This window comes from Parasphingopyxis sp. CP4 (assembly GCF_013378055.1).
Taxonomy (GTDB): domain Bacteria; phylum Pseudomonadota; class Alphaproteobacteria; order Sphingomonadales; family Sphingomonadaceae; genus Parasphingopyxis.
The window spans coordinates 1,036,376-1,058,320 of record NZ_CP051130.1 but is presented as its reverse complement, the minus strand read 5'-3'; the positions used below and the strand labels follow the sequence as shown (position 1 = coordinate 1,058,320).

The window sequence follows — 21,945 nt, the reverse complement described above, 5'->3', positions numbered from 1 at the left end:
AATTGAGCGATGTTCGACAATCTCAGCGACAGGCTTGGCGGCGTATTCGACCGTCTGAAAGGCCGCGGTGCGCTTAATGAGAGCGATGTTCGTGCAGCGATGCGCGAAGTACGCATTGCATTGCTTGAGGCCGATGTGGCGCTGCCAGTGGCCCGTGATTTTGTCGAAGGGGTCACGGAACAGGCGGTTGGCCAGCAAGTTCTCAAATCCGTTACGCCGGGGCAGCAGGTCGTCAAAATCGTCAATGACGCGCTGGTCGAGATGTTGGGCGCAGAAGCGTCTGAGCTCAATGTTGATGGTGCGCCGCCCAATGTCGTGATGATGGTTGGCCTTCAGGGGTCGGGTAAAACGACAACCACAGCCAAGATCGCCAAGCGCCTGACCGAAAAGGGACGCAAAAAGGTGCTGATGGCGTCGCTCGACGTTAATCGCCCGGCTGCCCAGGAACAGCTCGCTGTACTCGGCACGCAAACCGAAGTCGCAACGCTTCCGATTGTCGAAGGCCAGCAACCGGTCGATATCGCGAAACGCGCGCTGCAGGCCGCAAAGCTTCAGGGCTTTGACGTGGTCATGCTGGATACCGCGGGTCGTCTCCATGTCGATCAGCAGCTGATGGACGAAATGAAGGCGGTGTCCGATGCAGCGACGCCGGAAGAGATCCTCCTCGTTGTCGATGCGCTGACCGGCCAGGATGCCGTGAATGTCGCACAGAATTTCAGCGAGCAGGTGCCGCTTACCGGAACGGTGCTCACCCGGATGGATGGCGATGCCCGCGGTGGTGCGGCTCTCTCGATGCGCGCGGTCACTGGTACGCCGATTAAATTTGTCGGCGTCGGTGAAAAGCTTGACGAGATTGAGGAATTTCATCCCGAACGCGTTGCCGGCCGTATTCTCGGCATGGGCGATGTGGTCAGCCTCGTGGAACGCGCCGCAGAGACGGTGCAGAAGGACGAGGCCGAGGCATTCGCCGAGAAAATGGCCAAGGGCCAGTTCGACATGAACGACCTGCGCACCCAGCTCTCGCAGATGCAGCGCATGGGCGGGCTTGGCGCTTTGGCCGGCATGTTGCCCGGCATGAAGAAAGCGAAAGCTGCGATGGATCAGAGCGGCATGGATGACAAAGTGCTGGTTCACATGGATGCGATCATCAGCTCGATGACCAAGGACGAGCGCGCAAAACCCGGGCTGTTGAACGCGAAGCGCAAGCGGCGCGTCGCCATGGGCTCGGGGACGACCGTTCAGGAGGTCAACAAGCTCATCAAGATGCACAAGGAAATGTCATCAGCGATGAAGCGCATCAAGAAGATGGGCGGCCTTAAGGGATTGATGAAGATGTTCGGCGGCGGCGGACCAGATGGCCTGCCGCCCGGCGATGGCGGAATGCCGCCTGGCGGTGTGCCAGGTCTCCCTGGAATGCCAGGGCAGGGCGTTCCACCCGGACTCGATAAATTACTGAAACGCTAGAGTTATTTGAAACAGAACTGATTTTTGAAAGAAGGAAATATCAATGCCAGTAGCAATTCGGCTGTCGCGCGGTGGCGCAAAAAAGCGGCCCTACTACAAGATCGTCGTTACCGATTCTCGCAAGGCGCGGGACGGCAAGTTCATCGAACGTATCGGCAGCTATAATCCGCTGCTCGCCAAGGATAATCCTGATCGCGTGAAGCTCGATGAAGATCGCGCCAAGCATTGGCTTTCGGTCGGCGCCCAGCCGTCCGACCGCGTCCTGCGCTTCCTCGATGCCGCCGGTATCATGGAGCGTCAGCCGCGCAACAACCCGCAAAAAGCGGAACCGGGCGAAAAGGCCAAGGAACGCGTTGAAGAGCGTGCCGAGAAGGAAAAGGCTGCTGCAGAAGCCGCTGCTGCTCCGGCTGAAGAAGCCCCTGCTGAAGAAGCGCCCGCTGAAGAAGCACCGGCCGAAGAAGCAGCCGCTGAGGAAGCACCAGCAGAAGAAGCCAAGGCTGACGAAGCGCCCGCTGAAGAAGCTCCAGCTGAAGAAGCCAAGGCCGACGAAGCCCCGGCTGAGGAAGCGCCTGCTGAGGAAGCTGCTGCTGAAGAAGAAGCGCCTGCCGAAGACGCTGAGAAAGAAGAAGCCAAGAGCTAAGCCTTGGCCGAGAAGCGCATTACCCTCGCCGCCATTGCCGGAGCGCATGGCATTGGCGGTGAGGTGCGTCTCAAGCTCTTTTCCGAAAGCCTGGCCAGTTTCAAACGCTTCAAGGCGTTTGAGGCGGGTGGGCAATCGCTTACGCTCAAATCCGTGCGCGAAACCGGCAAGATGCCGATCGCCCGCTTTGCCGAAGTGACGGACCGCAACGCCGCCGAGGCCTTGCGCGGTACCGAGCTGACAGTTCCGCGCTCCGCCCTCCCGCCTTTGGAAGAGGGCGAATATTATCATGCGGACCTGTTGGGCCTGCCGTGCGTCAGCGAAGAGGGTGATCCGATCGGCGAAGTGGTCAATGTCGAAAATTTCGGCGCCGGTGACATAATCGAGATCAAACAGCCCGATGGATCCGATTTCATGGTACCGATACGGGCGATCACCGCATCGGATACTGAGATCATACTGGATAACGATTTCCTGCCATGACCTTCGCCGCCACCATCCTCACCCTGTACCCGGAAATGTTTCCCGGGCCGCTCGGTCATTCGATTGCCGGGCGGGCGCGGGATGAGGGGCTTTGGTCGCTCGAAACCCTGCAAATCCGCGATTTCGCGACTGACAAGCATCATACGGTGGATGATACACCAGCAGGCGGCGGTGCCGGCATGGTGATGAAGGCGGATGTGCTAGGCGCAGCAATCGATGCCGCGTTGGAACGCGAACCGAATGCGCCGGTACTGGCGATGTCACCACGCGGAACGCCGCTCTCCCAAGCGCGGGTGCGGGAGCTCTCAGCCGGTTCCGGGGTATCCATCCTGTGCGGGCGCTTTGAGGGTTTTGACGAGCGGATTTTCGAAGGGCGCCCGGTTGAGGAGGTCTCAATCGGCGATTATGTGCTCTCTGGTGGCGAAATCGGCGCTTTGGCGCTGTTAGACGCTTGCATAAGGCTGCTTCCCGGGGTAATGGGCGCGGCTTCAAGCGGTGATGAAGAAAGCTTCGAACAGGGGCTTCTTGAATATCCGCACTATACCCGGCCTGTTGAATGGGAAGGGCGCACGATCCCTGAAGTGTTGCGATCGGGGGATCATGCGAAAATCGCTTCGTGGCGGAAACGCCAGGCAGAAGCGATTACACGGTCACGGCGGCCGGATCTTTGGGAGCGCTACTCTGGCGCTTCGGATCAGTCGCCCTCTGGCGCGCAACGCGATAAAGCAAAGGACGAATGAGATGAATCTCATCGAACAGCTCGAGGCGGAAGCCATTGAGAGCATTACGACGGACAAGAAGCTCCCCGAATTCAAAGCGGGCGACACTGTTCGTGTGGGTGTGAAGGTTGTCGAAGGCACCCGAACCCGTATTCAGAATTTCGAAGGCGTGTGCATCGCGCGTACCAATCGCGGCATGGGATCGAGCTTCACGGTTCGCAAAATCTCGTTCGGCGAAGGCGTTGAGCGTGTATTCCCGCTGTACAGCCCGAATGTCGACAGCGTGACCGTGCTGAAGCGCGGCATCGTGCGTCGCGCCAAGCTTTACTATCTGCGTGGTCGCACCGGTAAGAGCGCGCGTATCGCCGAAGCCCGTGACGATCGCGAGAAAGAAACGATCAAGACCGAAGCGCCTGAAGCAGCGGAAACCGCTGAAAGCTAAGTCGCTCCGTCTTGCAAGACAGCAAAAGGGTCGCTCGATTGAGCGGCCCTTTTTCTTTGGGCCGAGCGCAGGCCCTATTCGCCTGCCGAAGTGCCGACCAATGTCGCGGGCCGCACATCGCGGATGGCCAGATAATAGTCGAAGCCGAAGATCAGGGCGCGTGATCCAGCGTCGATTTCAGTAGATCGGCGGATGAGTGGGCGCAGGGGCCGCAAATCAATCAACGCGAGCGGCCTGTCATCCAGAACATTGCCGATCAGCGAATCTTCCTCAAGCAGATAGGATTCGCACGGGGTTGTTTCGCCGGACCTCGGATCGCGCGCTTCGCCGCCCAGACAATCGATCATCACATTGACGACCTGGAAGGCGCGCGTACGCCCCCACTCGACAAGGAAGTTGCCGAGCGCTGGCACATTCGTGTTGCTCAGCCCGCGCATCATATGGCTGGCGCCGAACTTGAAATAGACGCGGGGAGCCTCGCCGTCGCGCGCTTCGGCCCGTTCAAATGCGCGCAGAAAATTGGCCTTCATATAGTTTTCGCGGGTGAGATTTGCGGAGTAGATCGCCCCGCCACGGCCGGTGAATGGCGCGTAGATTTCATTGGTCAGCAGTATCGCTTCAACGATTTCGAGCGCCTCGGCGTCTTGCCCGGTATCAAAGGCGGATCGCAATGCGGCGAACTCTTCGGGCGGCGTCATCCCGACAGCCATCTGGTTGGTCTGGGCAAGGCTGGTGAAGTCCGCGACTGCCGCGCGTTGCGCATCGGTGCGGCTGAGTTCGGCCAAGCGGGCCGCAAGCAATGGCCCGCCAGCGATAAACTCCTGATCGATGCCCCAGAAAATCTCCGAAGGTGCATCAGACAATCGCGCGGCATCTTCGACAATATCGAGATCTTCGGAGAAAAAGAGAAAGGGGATCACAAGACCGTTTCCCGGGGTTGCGATATAATCCCGCAGGGCCGTCGGACTTTCCGCCAGCATCGCTTCTGCTGAAGCCATGCCATAGGGCCCGACTTCCATCGCCATATAGTCATAACCTTGCGGGTCCAGCGCGCGATACAGGGCGCGTGAGACTTCGCCGATATCGGCCGTGGCATGCTGCTCGCCGACCAGGAAGAATTGGGCTTCCGATCCATCGGTAATCAGCTGATCCCAACCGGCACCGGATATGGATCCATCTGCATTGCGTGTGATCTCAAGGACATTTTCTTCGGCGGCTGCGCGCAGCGGATCGGGTTCGGTCTCAGATTGGGCGTGTCCGGCCGTGGTCGAGGCGAGAAGGATTGCAGCTATTGAAAGTCCCTTGAGCACGTAGTCGTCTCCCGCTGTATTATTTATATAATACAGTAGGCAAGGAAGGCTGATCGGGTCAAGAGAGAAGGGGAGTTTGTCCGGGCTATAAAAAGACTGGCTTGGCGAATGGTTGGACACACCCTAAATGGTGCGCCTGCTAACAAGGAAGTTTGGGATTATGGGTTATCGGGTTGCTGTTGTCGGAGCGACGGGGAATGTCGGGCGCGAAATGCTCGCCTGTCTTGCCGAACGTGAGTTTCCGGCAGACGAAATTGCCGCGGTCGCATCGTCGCGCTCGCACGGTATGGAAGTCGAATTCGGCGAAACCGAGCGCATGCTCAAATGCCAGAACATCGAACATTTCGATTTTTCCGAATGGGATATTGCGCTGTTTGCCGCGGGTTCCGGACCGGCTCAGGAATATGGCCCCAAGGCAGCCGAAGCCGGATGCACGGTCATCGACAATAGTTCGCTCTTCCGGATGGATCCGGATGTTCCGCTGATCGTACCGGAGGTAAATCCCGAGGCGATTGATGGCTATCGGGCGAAGAATATCATCGCCAATCCCAATTGTTCGACGGCGCAGCTCGTTGTGGCGCTGAAGCCGCTCCACGATGTCGCCAAGATCAAACGCGTCGTCGTGGCGACCTATCAGTCGACGTCCGGTGCCGGGAAATCGGGCATGGATGAGCTGTTCAAGCAATCGCGCGACATTTTTGTCGGCGATACGGCCGAGGCAGACAAATTCACCAAGCAGATCGCATTCAACGTCATTCCGCATATCGATGTCTTCCTGGAAGATGGATCGACCAAGGAAGAGTGGAAGATGATGGTCGAGACGAAGAAGATCCTCGATCCGAAGATCAAGCTCAGCGCTACCTGTGTTCGCGTGCCGGTCTTTGTCGGTCATGCCGAAGCGGTGAATATCGAATTTGAGGATGAACTCTCGGCCGAAGACGCGCAGGCAATTCTGCGCGAGGCACCGGGCATCATGCTCGTCGATAAGCGCGAAGATGGCGGGTATGTCACGCCGATCGAATGCGTCGGCGATGGCGCAACGTTCATCAGCCGCGTGCGCGACGATCCCACCGTCGATAACGGCCTGAGCTTGTGGTGTGTGTCGGACAATCTGCGCAAGGGCGCGGCGCTCAATGCGGTCCAGATCGCCGAACTGCTCGGTCGCCGGCACCTGAAAAAGGCTGCTTAGTCGAAAGCTACGTCATTGCGAGGCGGCCGAAAGCCGGTGCGGCAATCCAGAGCCGTAAACGCTATTGCCTGCCGCTCTGGATTGCTTCGCTACGCTCGCAATGACAATCTGCTACTCCGCTGGCTTCAATTCGCCGTCCGGTTCCTTGTCGACTGTCGCCGTTCCGGTCGGGGGTATCTTTTTGAGCAGCATTGCGGCGGGTACGGCGATGATGCAGCCCCACATGATAAGCCAGAAATTGTTGAGATAACCGATCATCAGCGCCTGGCGGTTGATCTCGGCATCAACCAGCATGGCGACTTGGCCGGCGGGCAGGTTAAGCCGTTCGAGGCCGAGCGAGGGTAGGGTGGATGGCGTGATATTGGCGCCGAGATCGGCATGACTGATCTGCTGCGCGCGCGCGACGTTACTCGCCGTGATCGAAATGCCGAGGGATGCACCGACATTGCGGGCGAGGTTCATGAGCGCTGCGCCTTCCGGCCGGAGGCTGATCGGGAGCGTCGCAAAGGCGATCACGTTCAGCGGTACGAAGATGAAGCCGATGCCGAGCCCCTGGATCACGCCGACCGTGAAGACCGGCCACCAGTCCATCTCGATCGACCAGCCGATCATCATATAGCAGGACCAGCCGCAGATCGCCCAACCCAGCGCGAGCAGGATGCGCGCGTCCATCATGTTCATCAGCCGCGCAGCCAGTGCCATGGCGATGATCACGCCGATGCCTCTGGGCGCGAGCAGCAGGCCGGCGGTGATCACCGGATAGTTGAGTACGCCTTGGAGGAGGGGCGCGATCAGCGCCATGATCGCGAAGACGACAATGCCGACAAGCAGCAGGTTCACCAGCGATGCGACAAGGTTGCGATCCCTGAATATCGCCGGTGAGAGCAGCGTATTGCGGCCGCCGATCATATGTACGGTGAACACCCAGAAGCCGATGATTATGCAACCAATCCCGATCCAGATTTCGGTGCTGTCGAGCCAGTCCAGGGTCTGGCCACGGTCGAGAACGAGCTGCAGCGCTGCAAGGCCAAGCGCAAACATCGAGAAGCCGAACAGATCGAAGCCGCGCCGATCGATCTTGCGGGTCGGCAGCAGGAACCAGAGCAATACGAGGATCAGCCCGCCCAGCGGTACGTTCACATAGAAGACCCAGCGCCAGCTATAGCTCTCGGTGATATAGCCACCGATCACCGGGCCGATGATCGGGCCGAGCACCGCACCCAGGCTCCAGATCGCCATTGCCTGGCCATGTTTATGCGAGGGGTTGATGTCGAGCATCGCGGTTTGCGAGATCGGGCCAATGAAGGCCGCGGCGATGCCCTGCAAGATGCGGAACAGAACCATCTGCTCCAGTGTCGTCGCCGCACCGCACAGCACCGACGCCACGATGAAGAAAGCGACCGCGCCCAGGAACAGGTTGCGCGATCCGATCCGGTCGGACAGCCAGCCGGTGATCGGGATAGCGACCGCGGTCGCGACGATGTAGCTGGTCAGCACCCAGGCAATGGAATCGATCGTCGCGCCGAGGCTCGTGCGCATATGCGGCAGTGCGACGTTGATGATCGTGGTGTCGATGATCTGCATCGTCATCGCCAGCATGATGGCGAAGGTCAGCAGCCCTTTATAGCGGACCTGGAGGAGAGCATCGTCCTCCGGCTCGGCGGTGCTATTGTCCGCCATCGTCGCGAATATCGACGCGTACTTCGGCGCTCAGCCCGGTGATCATTTGCCGTGCTGGCGTTCCGTCAATCTCGATACGGACCGGCACGCGCTGGGTGACTTTGACCCAATTGCCGGTCGCATTTTGCGGCGGCAGGATTGAGAATTCCGAGCCCGTGCCTGCGCCAATGCTGCCGACCCGGCCTTCAACCACAAGATCGGGATAGGCATCGAACGTTACTTCGGCTGGCTGGCCGACCCGCATATGATTGAGGTCGGTTTCCTTGAAATTGGCTTCGATCCAGGTCGCGTCGCGCGCGACAATGCTGACCACTGTCGTGCCGGAGCTCGCCATCTGGCCGATCTGCAGGCGATCAACCTCACTGATCGTTCCGCTCACTGGGGCTCGGATAACGGTGCGTTCGAGGTTGAGCTGCGCTTCTTCGCGCATCGCGCGGGCAGCGGCAATTGCCGGAAATTCGGATCGTGCACCACGGCTGCTGGCACTGCCGACTGCGGCACGTGCATCCTGCTGCGCCGCGCGCGCTGCGTTCAGTCGTGCGCGGGCTTCGGAAAGCTGGTTTTCAAATGACTCAACCCGTGCGCGGGTATTGAAACCGCGATCCATGAGTTCGCGTTCCCGCGCGAGATTGCGCTGGGCAAACTCCACATTGGCCTGGGCCGTCGAGATATCGACGCCGCTGGTCGAGACCGAGGTTTCGGCCTGTTCAAGCGCAAGCTGGGCGTCGCTGATATCGGCTTCGGCTTGCTGTACGGCGATCCGATAGGGTTCAGGATCGATCCGGAACAGGATGTCCCCAGCTTCAACCTGCTGGTTTTCTTCGACCATGACGGCAACGATCCGGCCGCCGACTTCCGGGCTGATTTCGACAATATTCTGCTGCACATAGGCATTGTCGGTCGACACATATCGACCCGATGTCATGTACCAATAGACGCCGAAACCGATGACCAAGGCGGGCACCAGCAGCATCATGAATAGCTTGAGCGGAGAACGTTTCTTCTCCGTCTCCACCCCGTCAGCCATTGTATCCGCGGTTATTTGCGGGTCTTGCTCGGCCACTATGCGACATCCTCTCAGACGAACCCGAAGAATCGCACAGAGTGTGCGCTTTGGCGAGACATAATTGGAAAATCGCCACCAAAGTGAGTCTTTTGAGTCACAGTGGCCCTGATGGCGAATAGCCATTATCACTAGGGCACAGCATTTCGACGAATTGACAGGAACTGCCCATATGACCCTGCATGCCGATCTTTATTGGTCTTTCCGCAGCCCTTACAGCTATTTGGCAACCGGGCGATATCGCCAATTGATGGTCGATTATGACCTCGAAATCGCGCTCAAGCCTGTCTATCCGCTGGCGATCCGCGAGCCGGATTTCTTCGAAAAAAACCACCCCAACTGGCTTGGCTATACATTCCAGGACATTTTTCGGGTCGCGCAGTTTGAAGGGATCCCGATGGGGCCGCCCAATCCCGATCCGATTGTCCAGGATATCGCGACCCGCAAGATTTCCGATGATCAGCCGTATATCTTCCGACTGCTGCGCGCGGGCCAGGCGGCTGCACGCAGGGGCAAGGGATTTGAATTTGCCGATGAGGTTTCGCAGCTCATCTGGGGTGGGACGCCAAATTGGCACGAGGGTGATCATCTCGCCAAGGCGGTTGAGCGCGCCGGGCTGGATTTAGCCGAGCTGGATGCCGAGGCAGAAGCGGAACCGGAAGAACTCGACGCCGAAATCGCTGCCAATCAAGAGGCGCTCGAAGCTGCCGGCCATTGGGGCGTCCCGACCCTGGTCTTCGATGGCGAGCCGTTTTTTGGCCAAGATCGGATCGAACTGGCCCTTTGGCGGATGAAACAGAAAGGCCTGACGGAACGATGAGCTTGGAAGGCGGATGCCTGTGTGGAGCGGTGCGTTATCGCATCGAGGAGGATTCACCGCCTTGCTATGCGTGCCACTGCACCGAATGTCAGACCCATAGTGGCAGTGCGTTCGTCCTTCAAATGCCTGTATTCGCAAATAAATTCATCATCGAAGGGAAGGTTGTTACCGCCGACCAAGATCTCCCAAATGGCCGGGTCAGTACCATCCATTGCTGCGCCACCTGCTTGGTACGCCTTTTTGCGAAAGTGACCGGTCGCGAGGGGTTGGTCACAGTTCGAGCAGGGACATTGGATAACAGCAAGACCCTCACTCCCGTCGCGCATATCTGGGTGCGGTCGAAACAAGAATGGCTAGAAATTCCGGATGGTCATCGGGTGTTCGAAAAGATGCCGAGCGAAGCCGACTGGTTCGAAATTCTCGATACGAAAAACAGGCTAGAAGCCGGATGAGCGAGGATACAAAAGGAGCTCGCAACGAGACATCCGTAGAAGGTGGCTGCATGTGCGGAAGGGTCCGTTACGCGGTCTCGATTACTGATAATGACGGCTATCTGTGCCATTGTCGCATGTGCCAGCGGGCAGGAGGCGGCTTGGCGATTGCCTTCAAGAATGTGCCCAAAGACAGTGTGACTTGGACGACGCCAGAACCCGATTATTATAAGAGCTCACCAATCGCGCGCCGCGGCCATTGCGCAGACTGCGGCACACCGCTGACATTCGATTATCCGGATAGCGAGCATATCGATCTGACGATCGGATCCTTTGATGATCCCATCCGCTTCACGCCGACGCATCATTTCGGCGCTGAGAATATTCACGAAGCCTGGCTCGACACCCGCGCGCTGCCGCGCAAGCGCACCGATGAATATGAGCCGCTCGTCAAACGCTGGAAGGACACAATTGGCAAACTCCCCGAATAACCTGCCGATCCACCATTATGAGAGCGAGGACGGTTACGCGCTCGCCTATCGCGAGATGGGGGAAGGGCGACCGTTGCTGTTGCTGCACGGCTTTTTCTCCAACGCGCATACAAACTGGATCCGATACGGCCATGCCGAGATGCTGGTTGCACAGGGCTATCGCGTCATCATGCCGGATTTGCGCGCTCATGGAGACAGCGCCAAGCCGCACGATCCAGCCGCCTATCCGGCCGACATATTGGCGCGCGACAGCCTTGGGCTGATCGCGCACCTTGGTCTCACCGATTATGATCTCGGCGGATATTCGCTTGGCGCGCGGACTGTTGTCCGCATGCACGTGCTTGGTGCCCGGCCGGCGCGACTTATCATTTCCGGCATGGGGCTATCAGGGCTGACCAGTCTTGCCAGTCGTGCCGATCATTTCCGGCATATCCTGACCAATCTCGGCAATCATCCGAAACATTCGCCCGAATGGATGGCCGAAGCCTTTCTGAAGACCACAAAGGGCGATCCCGAAGCATTGCTCCAGGTCTTGAACGTCTTCACCAACACGCCCGAGGATGCGCTCCGCGAGATCACAATGCCGACCCTGGTCCTGGCCGGCGAAGAAGATGAAGATAATGGCAGTCATGCGGATCTGACGGCTGTGCTCCCCAATGCGATGCACGTTCAAGTGCCCGGCGGTCATATGAGCTGCATTGTGAAGCCCGATTTCGGTGCGGCATTGGCGAATTGGCTGGGCGAGGTTGTCTAGCCGTTAGCCCTCCCCATCAAGGGGAGGGGAGTCGCGTTCCTCCATAACCCTTCATGCTGAACTCGTTTCAGCATCCACCCATCAGATCGCACCGACTGTGCCAATGGCGCGGTGGACCCTGAAACAAGTTCAGGGTGACGAAACAGGCTTGCGGGTCGATTTGCCGCTTTGTGCTCCGGCGCAATGCCGGAGCCCAGTCCCGCACCAACCGCATAACGTATCTCTACCAGCGCTAGGCTCCGGCCTGCGCCGGAGCACAATGCACCCTCAATCCACATCCGTTATTGCGAGGAGCCGTTAGGCGACGTGGCAATCCAGAGCCGCATGTACTGAGTCTATCCGCTCGGGATTGCTTCGCTGTGCTCGCAATGACGAGCGCGAACGAGCCCCGCCAACCCCCTCGATGGCGAGATCTTTCGACCAACGGCCTTGACCCGTGTCCGGTGCCTTGGTCAAACGCGCAGCATATATGTTCAGAGGGGAATGAGCTCATGAAAATCTTTGGAAAGCTTGGCGCGTCGGTGCTGGCGGTTGGCACTGTCCTGGCTGCATCACCGGCACTGGCCGATAATCATGCGGGCGAAAGTGTCGAACGCACGCCGGAGGCTGCGCAAGCCTTTGTTGCAGAGGCCAATCAGGAATTGCTCGATCTGTTTGATATTGCGGCTCGCGCTGCCTGGGTGAATTCCACCTATCTCAACACGGATACCGATCGGTTAAACACCTATTTCGGGACCCAGATTACCGAGATGCTGGTCCGTCTTGCCAATGAGTCTGCCCGTTGGGCCGAAGTCGATGGTCTCGACTATGGCACCAGCCGCCAACTCGATCAGATGCGCTCTGGTATCGGTATGCCCGCACCGACCCGCGATGGCGCTGCCGCTGAGCTCAACGAGATCGCAACCGCGCTGAGCACCGCCTATTCGACAGGCCGTGCGACGATGAATGGCGAAGAGATCAACGGCAATGAAGCCGAAGCTCGGATGGGCTCGGTGCGCGATCCGTCGCTACTCGCCGAGATGTGGACGAGCTGGCACAATGATGCCGCCGATATGCGCGATCAATATTCGCGGATTGTTACCATCGCCAACGAAGGTGCCACCGAACTTGGCTATGACAATGTCGGCGATCTGTGGCGATCCGGCTATGATATGAGTCCGGATGAATTTGCCGCGCTGACCGAGCGTCTGTGGAACGAGACCCGGCCGCTCTACGAACAGCTGCATTGCTATGTGCGCGCTGAGCTGAACGAGGAATATGGCGACGAGGTGCAGGGTGAAACCGGCCCGATCCGTGCTGATCTGCTTGGCAATATGTGGGCTCAGGAATGGGGCAATATCTACGATATCGTGGCGCCGGAAGGTGCTGGCGATGTCGGATATGACCTGACGGCATTGCTGGAAGCCGCCGACTACACACCGGAACAGATTGTCCGTCAGGGCGAAGGCTTTTTCAGCTCGCTTGGCTTTGATCCGTTACCTGAAACCTTCTGGGAACGCTCACAGATTACCGAACCGCGCGATCGTAATGTGGTGTGCCATGCGAGCGCATGGAACCTCGACAATGTCGATGATCTGCGGATCAAGATGTGCACGCGCGTCAATGCCGATGACTTTGTCACCGTGCATCATGAGCTCGGTCATAACTATTATCAGCGCGCCTATAACCAGCAGCCGATGATCTTCCGGAACAGCGCCAATGACGGATTCCACGAAGCGATTGGCGATATGATCGCCTTGAGCGTGACGCCGGAATATCTGGTGCAGGTTGGTCTGTTGGATGAAGCCAATGTGCCGGGCGCCGATCGGGATACCGGCCTGTTGCTTCGCCAGGCGATGGACAAGGTAGCCTTCCTGCCATTCGGCTTGCTGATCGATCGCTGGCGCTGGGGTGTGTTCGACGGTTCGATCACGCCGGACAATTACAACGCCGCATGGAATGAAATGCGTCTTCGCTATCAGGGGATCACCCCGCCAACCGAGCGAAGCGAAGAGAATTTCGATCCCGGTGCAAAATATCATGTGCCGAACAATGTGTCCTACACGCGCTATTTCCTCGCGCGGATCCTGCAGTTCCAATTCTACCAAGCCGCCTGTGAACAGGCCGGTTGGGATGGCCCGCTGCACCGCTGTTCCTTCTACGGGAATGAGGAAGTCGGCGAGCGTTTGAACGCGATGCTCGAAATGGGATCGTCACGGCCTTGGCCCGAAGCGCTGGAAGCCTTTACCGGCACCCGCGAAATGTCGGCCGAACCGCTGCTTGCTTACTTCCAGCCGCTGCAGAGCTGGCTCGAAGAGCAGAATGAAGGGCGTCAGTGCGGCTGGTAAACGCGCGATAATATCCGCGTCCCGCGCCGTCGCTTATGACGGTCGGGATGCGGATCATCGCGGTCTTAGTGTTCTACCGTAAGGGCTGGCGGTCTAGCCTTCCTTGTTGGCCTTGCGCTTGTCGTACATTTTCTTGCCGACAACCGCGCCTGCTGCTGCGGCGGCAACACCGCCGACGGCTGCAGCCGTTTTGATCGGGTGTTTCTTCACCGTTTCGGTGGCGGCCTTTGCGCCATCTGCCACTTTGGACTTGGCGGCTTTCGCGCCGCTCGAAACCTTGGCGGCGGCATCCTTCGCTCCGCTGCTGACTTTGGCGGCAGCACCCTTGGCCGTTTCACCGGCTTTCTCGGACACGGATTTCGCCGTCTCGGCCAGTTTTTCGGTTTTGGTCACTTGGGTGGCTTCGTCAGTCATGATTTTCGATCTCCTTCAGGCCCATCGGGCCGGCGGCGTGCGGGGTGCAAAGCGTAGCAATAGTCGCAGGCCCCTGAAACAAGGCTGAACGACATTGGTGAAAACTATCCTATCGAAAGGGCGGTTCGTCGAAGGCGCGCAGCTTTCGACTATGAAGCCGGGTGCCAAAGCCGCGCAGTTCGTCAACGGCGGCGATGCCGATCTGGATATGCTCGCTCACCGCCTGATCGTAGAAGAGGTTCGCCTGGCCCGGCAGTTTGAGCTCGCCATGAAGCGGTTTGTCCGAGACGCAGAGCAGCGTCCCATAGGGCACACGATAGCGATAGCCCTGGGCCGCGATGGTCGCGGATTCCATATCGATGGCGACGGCGCGGGAGAGCGAGAAGCGCAGCGCTGACTGGCTGTAGCGCAGCTCCCAATTGCGATCATCGGTGGTGACCAGCGTGCCCGTCCGCATCCGGCGCTTGAGCGCATCGGCCTCTTCGCCCGTCACACCGCGTGCGGCGGTCTCCAGCGCCTGCTGCACTTCCGCGATTGGCGGGATCGGGATTTCGGGCGGGAGCACCGCGTTCAGCACATTGTCGTCGCGCAGATAGGCATGGGCGAGCACATAATCGCCGATCCGCTGGCTCGGTCGTAACCCGCCGCAATGGCCGATCATCAGCCAGGCTTCGGGGCGCAGAACCGCAAGATGATCGGTGATCGTCTTCGCATTGCTTGGCCCGACGCCGATATTGACGATCGTGATCCCGGCCCGGCCTTTGGCGGTCAGGTGATAGGCCGGCATCTGGTGCTTGCGCGCTGCCGCTGCGGTTTCGAGCGCCGCCGGATCGGCATGGTCCGCGGTCAGTTCGACGCCGCCCGCACCGGATAATGTCAGATAACGATCGCCGCTCTTGAGTTGTTCGCAACCCCATTGCACGAACTCGTCGACATAGCGCTGATAGTTGGTGAACAGGATATAGCGCTGGACATGTTCCGGCGGCGTGCCCGTGTAATGGCGCAGCCGGGCCAGGCTGAAATCGGTGCGCAGCGCATCGAACAGCGCGAGCGGGCGATATTTGGCAAGGCTATCGTCCCAGGTCCCGTCGGCCAGCTCATCGCCGATATGCGAAAGCTCGGTCGCCGGGAAATGACGCGCCAGTTCCTCGGCACGCAGCTCGCCCAGCTCGATCCCGCTGCCGTCCAGCACATAGGGAAAGGGGATATCCTGATGACTTGGTCCCACTTCGACACTGACCGGATAGTCGGTCATCAGGATGCCGAGCTGATCGGCAAGATAATTGCGGAACATTTCCGGCCGCGTCACGGTGATCGCATAGGTTCCTTCTTCGCCGAGCCGGCCAAAAGACCGCGGCGGGCGATCGCCGAGCGCGCCCGAACCGTCATAACTCAGCCGGATCTCCGGATAGGCAAAGCCGCCCGTCGCCCGGACCTTTTGGTCGGGCAGGGAACCATCATCAATATAGGCGCGCAGGGCCGCACGCAGCCGGTCTATGCTCTCACCATAATGCAGGTCGAGCGCATCAATGACCTTGGTAACGGCCGCGTTTGTTTCGGCCTCAGTCAAGCTGTGCCAGCATATGCTCTGCGGAGCTGACCTTGTATTCGCCCGGTGCTTCGACGTTGAGCTTTTCAACCACGCCATCATTGACGATCATCGAGAAACGCTGGCCGCGTTTGCCCATGCCAAATCCGGTTCCGTCCATGGTCAGGCCAACGGCTTCCACAAAATCGCCATTGCCGTCGGCGAGTGCGGTGACCTGGTCAGCGTCCTTGGTCCATTCGCCCATCACAAAAGCGTCGTTGACCGCGGTCGTCGCAATCTCATCGATGCCCTTGGCTTTCAGTTCATCGGCCTTTTCGACATAGCTTGGCAGATGCTTGGCGGAGCAAGTTGGCGTGAATGCGCCCGGTACCGAGAATAGGGCGACGCGGCGGCCACCAAAGAACTGGCCATGGTCCACAGGCTGCGGGCCATTTTCCGTCATTGTCACAAAACCGGTCTGGGGAAGCGTATCGCCTTCGCTAATCGTCATTTGAATCTCCTGTTGCTCAGGGGGATATTGGTATTTGTTGCTCGTGATCAACCATGAAACTTTGCGGACGTCCAGCGCTATTCGCCGCAAAAAGCCGTCTCGCCATCCTTATCATTGCCCGCCATCGGCTAACACGGCTATTGCAGGAACCCGAGTCTTGGGCGGGGTGTTTCTGCCAAGGGAGAGTGAAATGCGTATCATGATTGTCGCCCTGATGGCCCTGCTGTTGAGCGGTTGCATCGCCCGCACAGCGGTAGATGTCGTGACCGCACCCGTGCGTGCCGTTGGCCAGGTGGCCGATTGGGCCACCACGAGCCAGGACGAAGCCGATCGCAATCGCGGGCGCGAAATCCGCGAGGAAGAAGAAGAGCTTGGCCGTGATTGGCGCGAATGTATGGAAGATAATGAGCGCGAATATTGCGACGACCTTTATTACAACCGCTCCCGCTACCAGCCGCCGGAAGAGGACTAAGGCGGACCGCACACAAATCCTTACGAAAGGATCACGTTAATTGGGTTATTTCATTCTTGTCGGTGCTATTCAGCTGGTGACTGTCATTCACGTCATCCGCACCGATCGGCCCAAACTCTGGATTCTGGGAATCATGATAGCGCCCTTATTGGGCAGTCTTGCCTATTTCTTGCTTGAGGTTCTGCCAGGCATGCGCGGAAACCGGCATGTGCGCTATGCCGAGAAGAAAGCGCTGGAAAAGATCGATCCGGAGCGCGAGCTTCGCCAAGCGCGGGAACAGCTAGAGATAACGGACAGCTTGGCAAATCGGACCCGTCTTGCGGATGCCCTGGCAAAAATTGGGGATCACGCAGGTGCGATCGAGCATTATGAGCATATATTATCCGGGCCGCATGGACGGGAAGACAAGTTGCTGGTTCGGTATGCGTCTGCCTTGTTTGAGAATGGGAATGCGCAAAAAGCGCTCGATCTGTTCGATGAGATTGAACCGGTCGAGCAAGTCAGTACGCAGGACCGCCGATGGTTGCTCAAGGCACGCATCCTCGAACATCTTGATCGCAACGAAGAGGCGGCAGACCTGTTTGCCGATATTGTGACCCGGCTGGCTGGAATAGAAGCGCGCGGCCGCTATGCGGGCCTGCTCCTCAAAATGGGCCGGAACGATGAGGCCAAAGCGCAGCTTGATGAAATTCTGCACAATAGCCGGCAGATGGACCGGACCCAGATTGGCGACGACAAACCTATCCTCGATTGGGTAAGAACGACACAAAGGGAGCTGAGCCGCTGACCAACGAAACGCCGCCCTTCTATTCGGGCCAGCTATTGCTCGCCTTGCCGGGCATGGGCGATCCGCGGTTCGAACGCGCGGTGATTGCGATGTGCGCGCATGACGAAGAAGGCGCGCTCGGCATTGGGGTGGGCGATGTGATCGCTAATGTCGGGTTTCACAGCTTGCTCAAACAGCTTGATATCGAGGTCGGCGAAGCTCCCGATGTGCCGGTCCATATGGGCGGGCCGGTCGAGCCGCAGCGCGGCTTCATCCTGCACAGCCTGGATTGGGGCGGCGAAGACAGTGTCCAAGTCGGTGACAAATGGGGGCTCACCGGCACCTTGGATATCCTGCGGGCAATCTCAGAAGGGAAGGGGCCGAAACACTGGCTCTCGGCGCTGGGCTATGCGGGCTGGTCTGCCGGCCAGCTCGACGAGGAAATGACCCGCCATGGATGGTTCACCGCCGATGGCGACAGTGAGATATTGTTCGAAACCGAAGCCGAAGACCGCTGGGCAGCCAGCTATCGCAAGTCCGGCGTCGATCCGGCGCTGCTCGCCCATGATGCGGGGCATGCCTGAGCGTCTCCAGCTCCGCATATAAAGAATTCTTTATATTCCATTTGCAATCGCGGCACCGGCTCGGTAAATGAGCGCTCATAACGGTCGCCGGTCTTGTCGCGCGGCCTTTCTTTTTGATGGATAGACGCCCCAACAGGAGCCCGTAATGGCCGATCAGGACTATATTATTGCTGATATCTCGCTTGCCGAATTCGGCCGGCGCGAACTCGATATCGCTGAAACCGAAATGCCAGGCCTGATGGCCACGCGCGAAGAATATGGCGAAGAAAAACCACTTAATGGCGCACGCATTGCCGGCTGCCTGCATATGACGATCCAGACGGCTGCGTTGATTGAAACGCTGACCGCGCTGGGTGCGGACGTTCGCTGGGCGTCGTGCAACATCTATTCCACCCAGGATCATGCCGCTGCCGTAATCGCAGCCTCCGGCGTTCCTGTATTCGCCAAGAAAGGCGAAACGCTCGCTGAATATTGGGAATATGTCGATCATATTTTCCAGTGGGGCGATGAGCCGTGCAACATGATCCTCGACGATGGCGGCGATGCCACCATGTATATTATCTGGGGTGCACGGGTTGAAGACGGCGAAGAATTGCCGGCTCCGACCAATGAAGAAGAAGAGGAAATGCAGAAGGTGCTGAAGAAGCGCCTTGCGGATACTCCGGGTTTCTTCACCAAGACGCGCGATGCGATCAAAGGCGTTTCGGAAGAAACGACGACCGGTGTGCACCGCCTTTATGAACTGGCACGCGAACACAAATTGCCATTCCCGGCAATCAACGTGAATGACAGCGTAACCAAGTCGAAGTTCGACAATAAATATGGCTGTAAGGAATCGCTCGTCGACGGCATTCGTCGCGGTACCGATGTGATGATGGCCGGCAAGACGGCATGCGTCGCCGGTTATGGCGATGTCGGCAAGGGATCGGCGGCCTCACTGAGCGGCGCTGGTGCCCGTGTGATCGTCACTGAAATCGATCCGATCTGTGCGCTGCAGGCCGCAATGGACGGTTTTGAAGTTGTGACGATGGAAGAGGCCGCACCGCGCGCCGACATCTTCGTCACCGCCACCGGCAACAAGGATGTCATCACCATCGAGCATATGCGCGCGATGAAAGACATGGCGATCGTCGGCAATATTGGCCATTTCGACAATGAAATTCAGGTCGGCAATCTCGCCAATCTCGAACATGTCGAAGTGAAACCGCAGGTTGATATGTACACCTTCCCGGACGGCAAGCGGATGTTGCTGCTGTCCCAGGGTCGTCTGCTCAATCTCGGTAACGCCACTGGCCATCCAAGCTTTGTGATGTCGGCCAGCTTCACCAACCAGGTGCTGGCGCAGATCGAACTGTTCAACAATCACGGCACCTATGGCCACCAGGTCTATGTGCTGCCCAAGCATCTCGACGAGAAGGTGGCGAAACTCCATCTCGACAAGCTGGGCGTCCAGCTGAGCGAGCTTTCGAAAGAACAGGCCGATTATATTGGCGTGGAATCGCATGGCCCGTTCAAGACGGATCAGTATCGCTACTAGCAAATCGGCCATTTTGGCTCTTGAGGGCGTCCATCCAGAACCGGATGGGCGCCCTTTTTGCATTGAATTTGCTCAGATAACGACAAATCGACGCGTTCATTCGACGAACTGGTGAAAAATCCTATTGATATGTTGTCACATACCGTTTAGCTCCGCCGCATGAACAACGCACACACGCTATCGGCCAAGGCCGTATTGGCGGCTGGCGCCGCATTTCTTGCGGTTCCTGCCATCGCTCAGGACACAAACGAACAGTCTTCGGGCGATGATTTTCATGGTGATGCAACCGCCGGGATCGTCGTTACGGCGCGCTTTGTTGAAGAGCTGGATTTGATTGCCGGTACGTCAACGCTATCGGGCCAGGCTCTCGATCAGAGTATCCGGCCGCAGATCGGCGATACGCTGACCGCGCTGCCAGGTGTGTCGGCAACCTCCTTTACGCCAGGCGCATCGCGCCCGGTGCTCCGTGGTTTCCAGGGTGAACGCATCCGCGTGCTCACCGATGGTATCGGAGCCATCGATGCGTCGAACACCTCGGCCGACCATGCCGTGACGATTGATCCGATTACGGCCTATCGTATCGAAGTGTTGCGCGGTCCGGCTGCCTTGCTCTTTGGTAGCCAGGCCATTGGTGGTGCAGTCAATGTATTTGATCGCCGCATTCCGATCGAAGTGCCGGATGAGCCTGTGCATATTGATGCCGTCACCTCCTACGGTTCGGCTGCCGATGAGCGGAGCATCGCCGGTGGTGTAGACCTGCCACTGACCTCCAAGCTGGTGCTGCATGTCGATGGCAGCTACCGCGAGAGCAACGATCTGGACATTTCCGGCTTTACACTGTCACCAGCCTTGCGTGCCGAACAGCTCGAAATTGTGGCCGAAGAAACCGAAGAAGGTAACCTGGACGAAGCGGCTGAGGCCCTCGAACTCGCCAACTTGGCCGGCACTGTACCGAATAGCGCGACCGAGACCTGGACCGCGGGTGCAGGCCTGGCGTTAATCGACAGCTGGGGCAGCATCGGCGCCTCGATCAGCTTCTTCGATACCAATTATGGCATTCCGGCACGTCCGGGTGCTGAACATCATCACGAAGAAGGCGAAGAAGAGGGCGAAGAAGAAGAGGAAGAAGAAGGCCCAGTCACCATCGATCTCGAACAGGTTCGCTTGGACCTGCGTGGCGAGATCATCACTGGCGGCGGTTTCTTTGAGAGTATTCGCGTTCGCCTCGGCTATTCCGACTATACCCATACCGAATTTGAGGGTGATGAGGTCGGTACCTTGTTCTTTGTCGAAGGACTTGAAGGCCGATTAGAGCTGGTTCAAGCGGATCAGGACGGCTGGCGCGGAGTTATCGGCGGCCAGATGTATGTCCGCGATTTCAATGCGATCGGTGCAGAAGCCTTTGTACCGCGCAACGACACCGAACAGGTCGGCATTTTCACGCTGCAGGAATTCACCTTTGGCCAGCTGGGTGTGGAAGCAGCGGCGCGGTTCGAACATACCAGCGTGTCTGCGCCCGATCTTGCGATTGACCGGAGCTTCAACTCCTTCTCGATTGCCGGCGGCCTGCATTATAATTTCGAGGAAGATCTCCGTATCGGCCTGAACCTGTCGCGCGCGGAACGTGCCCCATCGGCTGAAGAACTGTTTTCCAACGGCCCGCATATCGCGACCCAGGCATTTGAGATCGGCAATCCCAATTTCAACACTGAGAAGAGCCTCGGCCTGGAAGCCTATGTCCGCGGTGATATTGGTGGGGTAAATTTTGCGCTCACCGGCTTTGCCAACTGGTTTGACGATTTCATCTTTGATGCGGCCACTGGCGCGGAAGAAGATGATCTCCCGGTCTTCCAATATTTTCAAAGTGACGCGAGCTATTATGGCTTTGAGGCCGAGATTTCGGCGACGATCGCCGAAGTCGGCTCGGTCAGCATCAATGCCGATGCGGTTGCCGATTATGTCCGTGCGACCATCGACAATGGCGGTGGGCCGGTTCCCCGGATCCCACCGTTCCGGGTCCGTGGCGGTATCGAAGCAACATCGGATGCTTTTGATGTGCGCGGCGAAATCGAATGGGCGGCCGAGCAGAATCGCGTTGCAGCTTTTGAAACAACGACGGATGACTTCACCTTCGTGAACGCGTCTGTGGCCTGGCGACCTTGGGGTCGCGCAGCGGGTACGTCGCTATTCGCGTCGGTGAACAATATCTTCGACGTTAATGCGCGGCGCCATGCCTCCTTCACCAAGGATTTCGTGCCGCTGGCCGGCCGCGACTTCCGGGTCGGTGCACGCTTCAGCTTCTAAGGCGCTATCTGCGGCA

At 58.5% G+C, this 21,945-nt stretch carries 21 protein-coding genes and 1 pseudogene; 16 read left to right on the top strand and 6 right to left on the bottom strand.

The window, feature by feature from the left end:
* Nucleotides 1-9: 9 nt before the first annotated feature.
* The 5 genes and pseudogenes from ffh (at nucleotide 10) to rplS (ending at nucleotide 3,748) form a co-directional block, all read left to right on the top strand.
* On the top strand, nucleotides 10-1,464 hold the full coding sequence (gene ffh / locus HFP51_RS05010; protein WP_176874649.1) for a signal recognition particle protein: 1,455 nt from the start codon (nucleotides 10-12) through the stop codon (nucleotides 1,462-1,464).
* Nucleotides 1,465-1,507: 43 nt separating this feature from the next.
* Nucleotides 1,508-1,942, top strand: a pseudogene (rpsP, locus tag HFP51_RS05005) (30S ribosomal protein S16); the annotation flags it as partial.
* A 165-nt stretch (nucleotides 1,943-2,107) separates the two neighbouring features.
* Nucleotides 2,108-2,587: a ribosome maturation factor RimM gene (gene rimM / locus HFP51_RS05000; RefSeq protein ID WP_176874647.1), complete on the top strand. Its 480-nt coding sequence runs from the start codon at nucleotides 2,108-2,110 to the stop codon at nucleotides 2,585-2,587.
* Nucleotides 2,584-3,327, top strand: coding sequence for a tRNA (guanosine(37)-N1)-methyltransferase TrmD (gene trmD / locus HFP51_RS04995; protein ID WP_176874646.1), 744 nt, complete (start codon nucleotides 2,584-2,586; stop codon nucleotides 3,325-3,327). The genes rimM and trmD overlap by 4 nt, the downstream gene beginning before the upstream one ends.
* A gap of 1 nt (nucleotide 3,328) precedes the next feature.
* The gene (gene rplS, locus HFP51_RS04990; protein ID WP_304622209.1) at nucleotides 3,329-3,748 is read left to right on the top strand and encodes a 50S ribosomal protein L19; all 420 of its coding nucleotides are present in this window, start codon (nucleotides 3,329-3,331) and stop codon (nucleotides 3,746-3,748) included.
* A 74-nt stretch (nucleotides 3,749-3,822) separates the two neighbouring features.
* Here rplS and HFP51_RS04985 read toward each other — a convergent pair whose 3' ends face one another.
* Nucleotides 3,823-5,058, bottom strand: coding sequence for a hypothetical protein (locus HFP51_RS04985; RefSeq protein WP_176874645.1), 1,236 nt, complete (start codon nucleotides 5,056-5,058; stop codon nucleotides 3,823-3,825).
* A gap of 160 nt (nucleotides 5,059-5,218) precedes the next feature.
* Between HFP51_RS04985 and HFP51_RS04980 the strand changes: the two genes are divergently transcribed.
* On the top strand, nucleotides 5,219-6,247 hold the full coding sequence (locus HFP51_RS04980) for an aspartate-semialdehyde dehydrogenase (protein WP_176874644.1): 1,029 nt from the start codon (nucleotides 5,219-5,221) through the stop codon (nucleotides 6,245-6,247).
* A 111-nt stretch (nucleotides 6,248-6,358) separates the two neighbouring features.
* Here the strand turns inward: HFP51_RS04980 and HFP51_RS04975 are convergent, their stop codons facing one another.
* Together HFP51_RS04975 and HFP51_RS04970 are read right to left on the bottom strand one after the other, a co-directional pair.
* Nucleotides 6,359-7,927: an MDR family MFS transporter gene (locus HFP51_RS04975; RefSeq protein ID WP_176874643.1), complete on the bottom strand. Its 1,569-nt coding sequence runs from the start codon at nucleotides 7,925-7,927 to the stop codon at nucleotides 6,359-6,361.
* On the bottom strand, nucleotides 7,914-8,990 hold the full coding sequence (locus HFP51_RS04970) for an HlyD family secretion protein (RefSeq protein WP_255454881.1): 1,077 nt from the start codon (nucleotides 8,988-8,990) through the stop codon (nucleotides 7,914-7,916). The genes HFP51_RS04975 and HFP51_RS04970 overlap by 14 nt, the downstream gene beginning before the upstream one ends.
* Before the next feature lie 172 nt (nucleotides 8,991-9,162).
* Here HFP51_RS04970 and HFP51_RS04965 point away from each other — a divergent pair, with 172 nt between their 5' ends.
* The 5 genes from HFP51_RS04965 to HFP51_RS04945 all read left to right on the top strand — a co-directional run bounded on the left by HFP51_RS04965 (nucleotide 9,163) and on the right by HFP51_RS04945 (nucleotide 13,813).
* Nucleotides 9,163-9,810: a 2-hydroxychromene-2-carboxylate isomerase gene (locus HFP51_RS04965; RefSeq protein ID WP_176874642.1), complete on the top strand. Its 648-nt coding sequence runs from the start codon at nucleotides 9,163-9,165 to the stop codon at nucleotides 9,808-9,810.
* Nucleotides 9,807-10,262: a GFA family protein gene (locus HFP51_RS04960; protein WP_176874641.1), complete on the top strand. Its 456-nt coding sequence runs from the start codon at nucleotides 9,807-9,809 to the stop codon at nucleotides 10,260-10,262. Before HFP51_RS04965 ends, HFP51_RS04960 begins: the two co-directional genes overlap by 4 nt.
* Entirely contained in the window at nucleotides 10,259-10,732 is a 474-nt protein-coding gene (locus HFP51_RS04955; protein ID WP_176874640.1) for a GFA family protein, read from the top strand. The genes HFP51_RS04960 and HFP51_RS04955 overlap by 4 nt, the downstream gene beginning before the upstream one ends.
* Nucleotides 10,713-11,486: an alpha/beta fold hydrolase gene (locus HFP51_RS04950; RefSeq protein WP_255454878.1), complete on the top strand. Its 774-nt coding sequence runs from the start codon at nucleotides 10,713-10,715 to the stop codon at nucleotides 11,484-11,486. Before HFP51_RS04955 ends, HFP51_RS04950 begins: the two co-directional genes overlap by 20 nt.
* Nucleotides 11,487-11,977: 491 nt before the next feature.
* Complete coding sequence (locus HFP51_RS04945; RefSeq protein WP_176874638.1) at nucleotides 11,978-13,813, top strand: M2 family metallopeptidase; 1,836 nt, start codon at nucleotides 11,978-11,980, stop codon at nucleotides 13,811-13,813.
* 93 nt (nucleotides 13,814-13,906) lie between these two features.
* Here the strand turns inward: HFP51_RS04945 and HFP51_RS04940 are convergent, their stop codons facing one another.
* The 3 genes from HFP51_RS04940 to HFP51_RS04930 form a co-directional block, all read right to left on the bottom strand.
* On the bottom strand, nucleotides 13,907-14,227 hold the full coding sequence (locus HFP51_RS04940; protein WP_176874637.1) for a hypothetical protein: 321 nt from the start codon (nucleotides 14,225-14,227) through the stop codon (nucleotides 13,907-13,909).
* A gap of 109 nt (nucleotides 14,228-14,336) precedes the next feature.
* Nucleotides 14,337-15,797 (bottom strand): AMP nucleosidase, encoded by a 1,461-nt coding sequence (locus HFP51_RS04935; protein ID WP_370462940.1) that lies wholly within the window; start codon nucleotides 15,795-15,797, stop codon nucleotides 14,337-14,339.
* Nucleotides 15,790-16,266, bottom strand: a complete 477-nt coding sequence (locus tag HFP51_RS04930) for a peroxiredoxin (protein WP_176874636.1) — start codon at nucleotides 16,264-16,266, stop codon at nucleotides 15,790-15,792. Before HFP51_RS04930 ends, HFP51_RS04935 begins: the two co-directional genes overlap by 8 nt.
* A 190-nt stretch (nucleotides 16,267-16,456) precedes the next feature.
* Here HFP51_RS04930 and HFP51_RS04925 point away from each other — a divergent pair, with 190 nt between their 5' ends.
* The 5 genes from HFP51_RS04925 to HFP51_RS04905 all read left to right on the top strand — a co-directional run bounded on the left by HFP51_RS04925 (nucleotide 16,457) and on the right by HFP51_RS04905 (nucleotide 21,929).
* A complete protein-coding gene (locus tag HFP51_RS04925) occupies nucleotides 16,457-16,738 on the top strand; it encodes a hypothetical protein (RefSeq protein ID WP_176874635.1) in 282 nt (93 codons plus the stop codon).
* A gap of 40 nt (nucleotides 16,739-16,778) precedes the next feature.
* Nucleotides 16,779-17,525 carry a hypothetical protein gene (locus HFP51_RS04920; RefSeq protein ID WP_176874634.1) on the top strand — a complete coding sequence of 249 codons (747 nt, stop codon included), beginning with the start codon at nucleotides 16,779-16,781 and terminating at the stop codon, nucleotides 17,523-17,525.
* 53 nt (nucleotides 17,526-17,578) lie between these two features.
* Nucleotides 17,579-18,088, top strand: coding sequence for a YqgE/AlgH family protein (locus HFP51_RS04915; protein WP_176876550.1), 510 nt, complete (start codon nucleotides 17,579-17,581; stop codon nucleotides 18,086-18,088).
* Between the two features lie 145 nt (nucleotides 18,089-18,233).
* On the top strand, nucleotides 18,234-19,625 hold the full coding sequence (ahcY, locus tag HFP51_RS04910) for an adenosylhomocysteinase (RefSeq protein WP_176874633.1): 1,392 nt from the start codon (nucleotides 18,234-18,236) through the stop codon (nucleotides 19,623-19,625).
* Nucleotides 19,626-19,784: 159 nt separating this feature from the next.
* Nucleotides 19,785-21,929 carry a TonB-dependent receptor gene (locus HFP51_RS04905; protein ID WP_176874632.1) on the top strand — a complete coding sequence of 715 codons (2,145 nt, stop codon included), beginning with the start codon at nucleotides 19,785-19,787 and terminating at the stop codon, nucleotides 21,927-21,929.
* The last annotated feature ends 16 nt before the right edge of the window (nucleotides 21,930-21,945 follow it).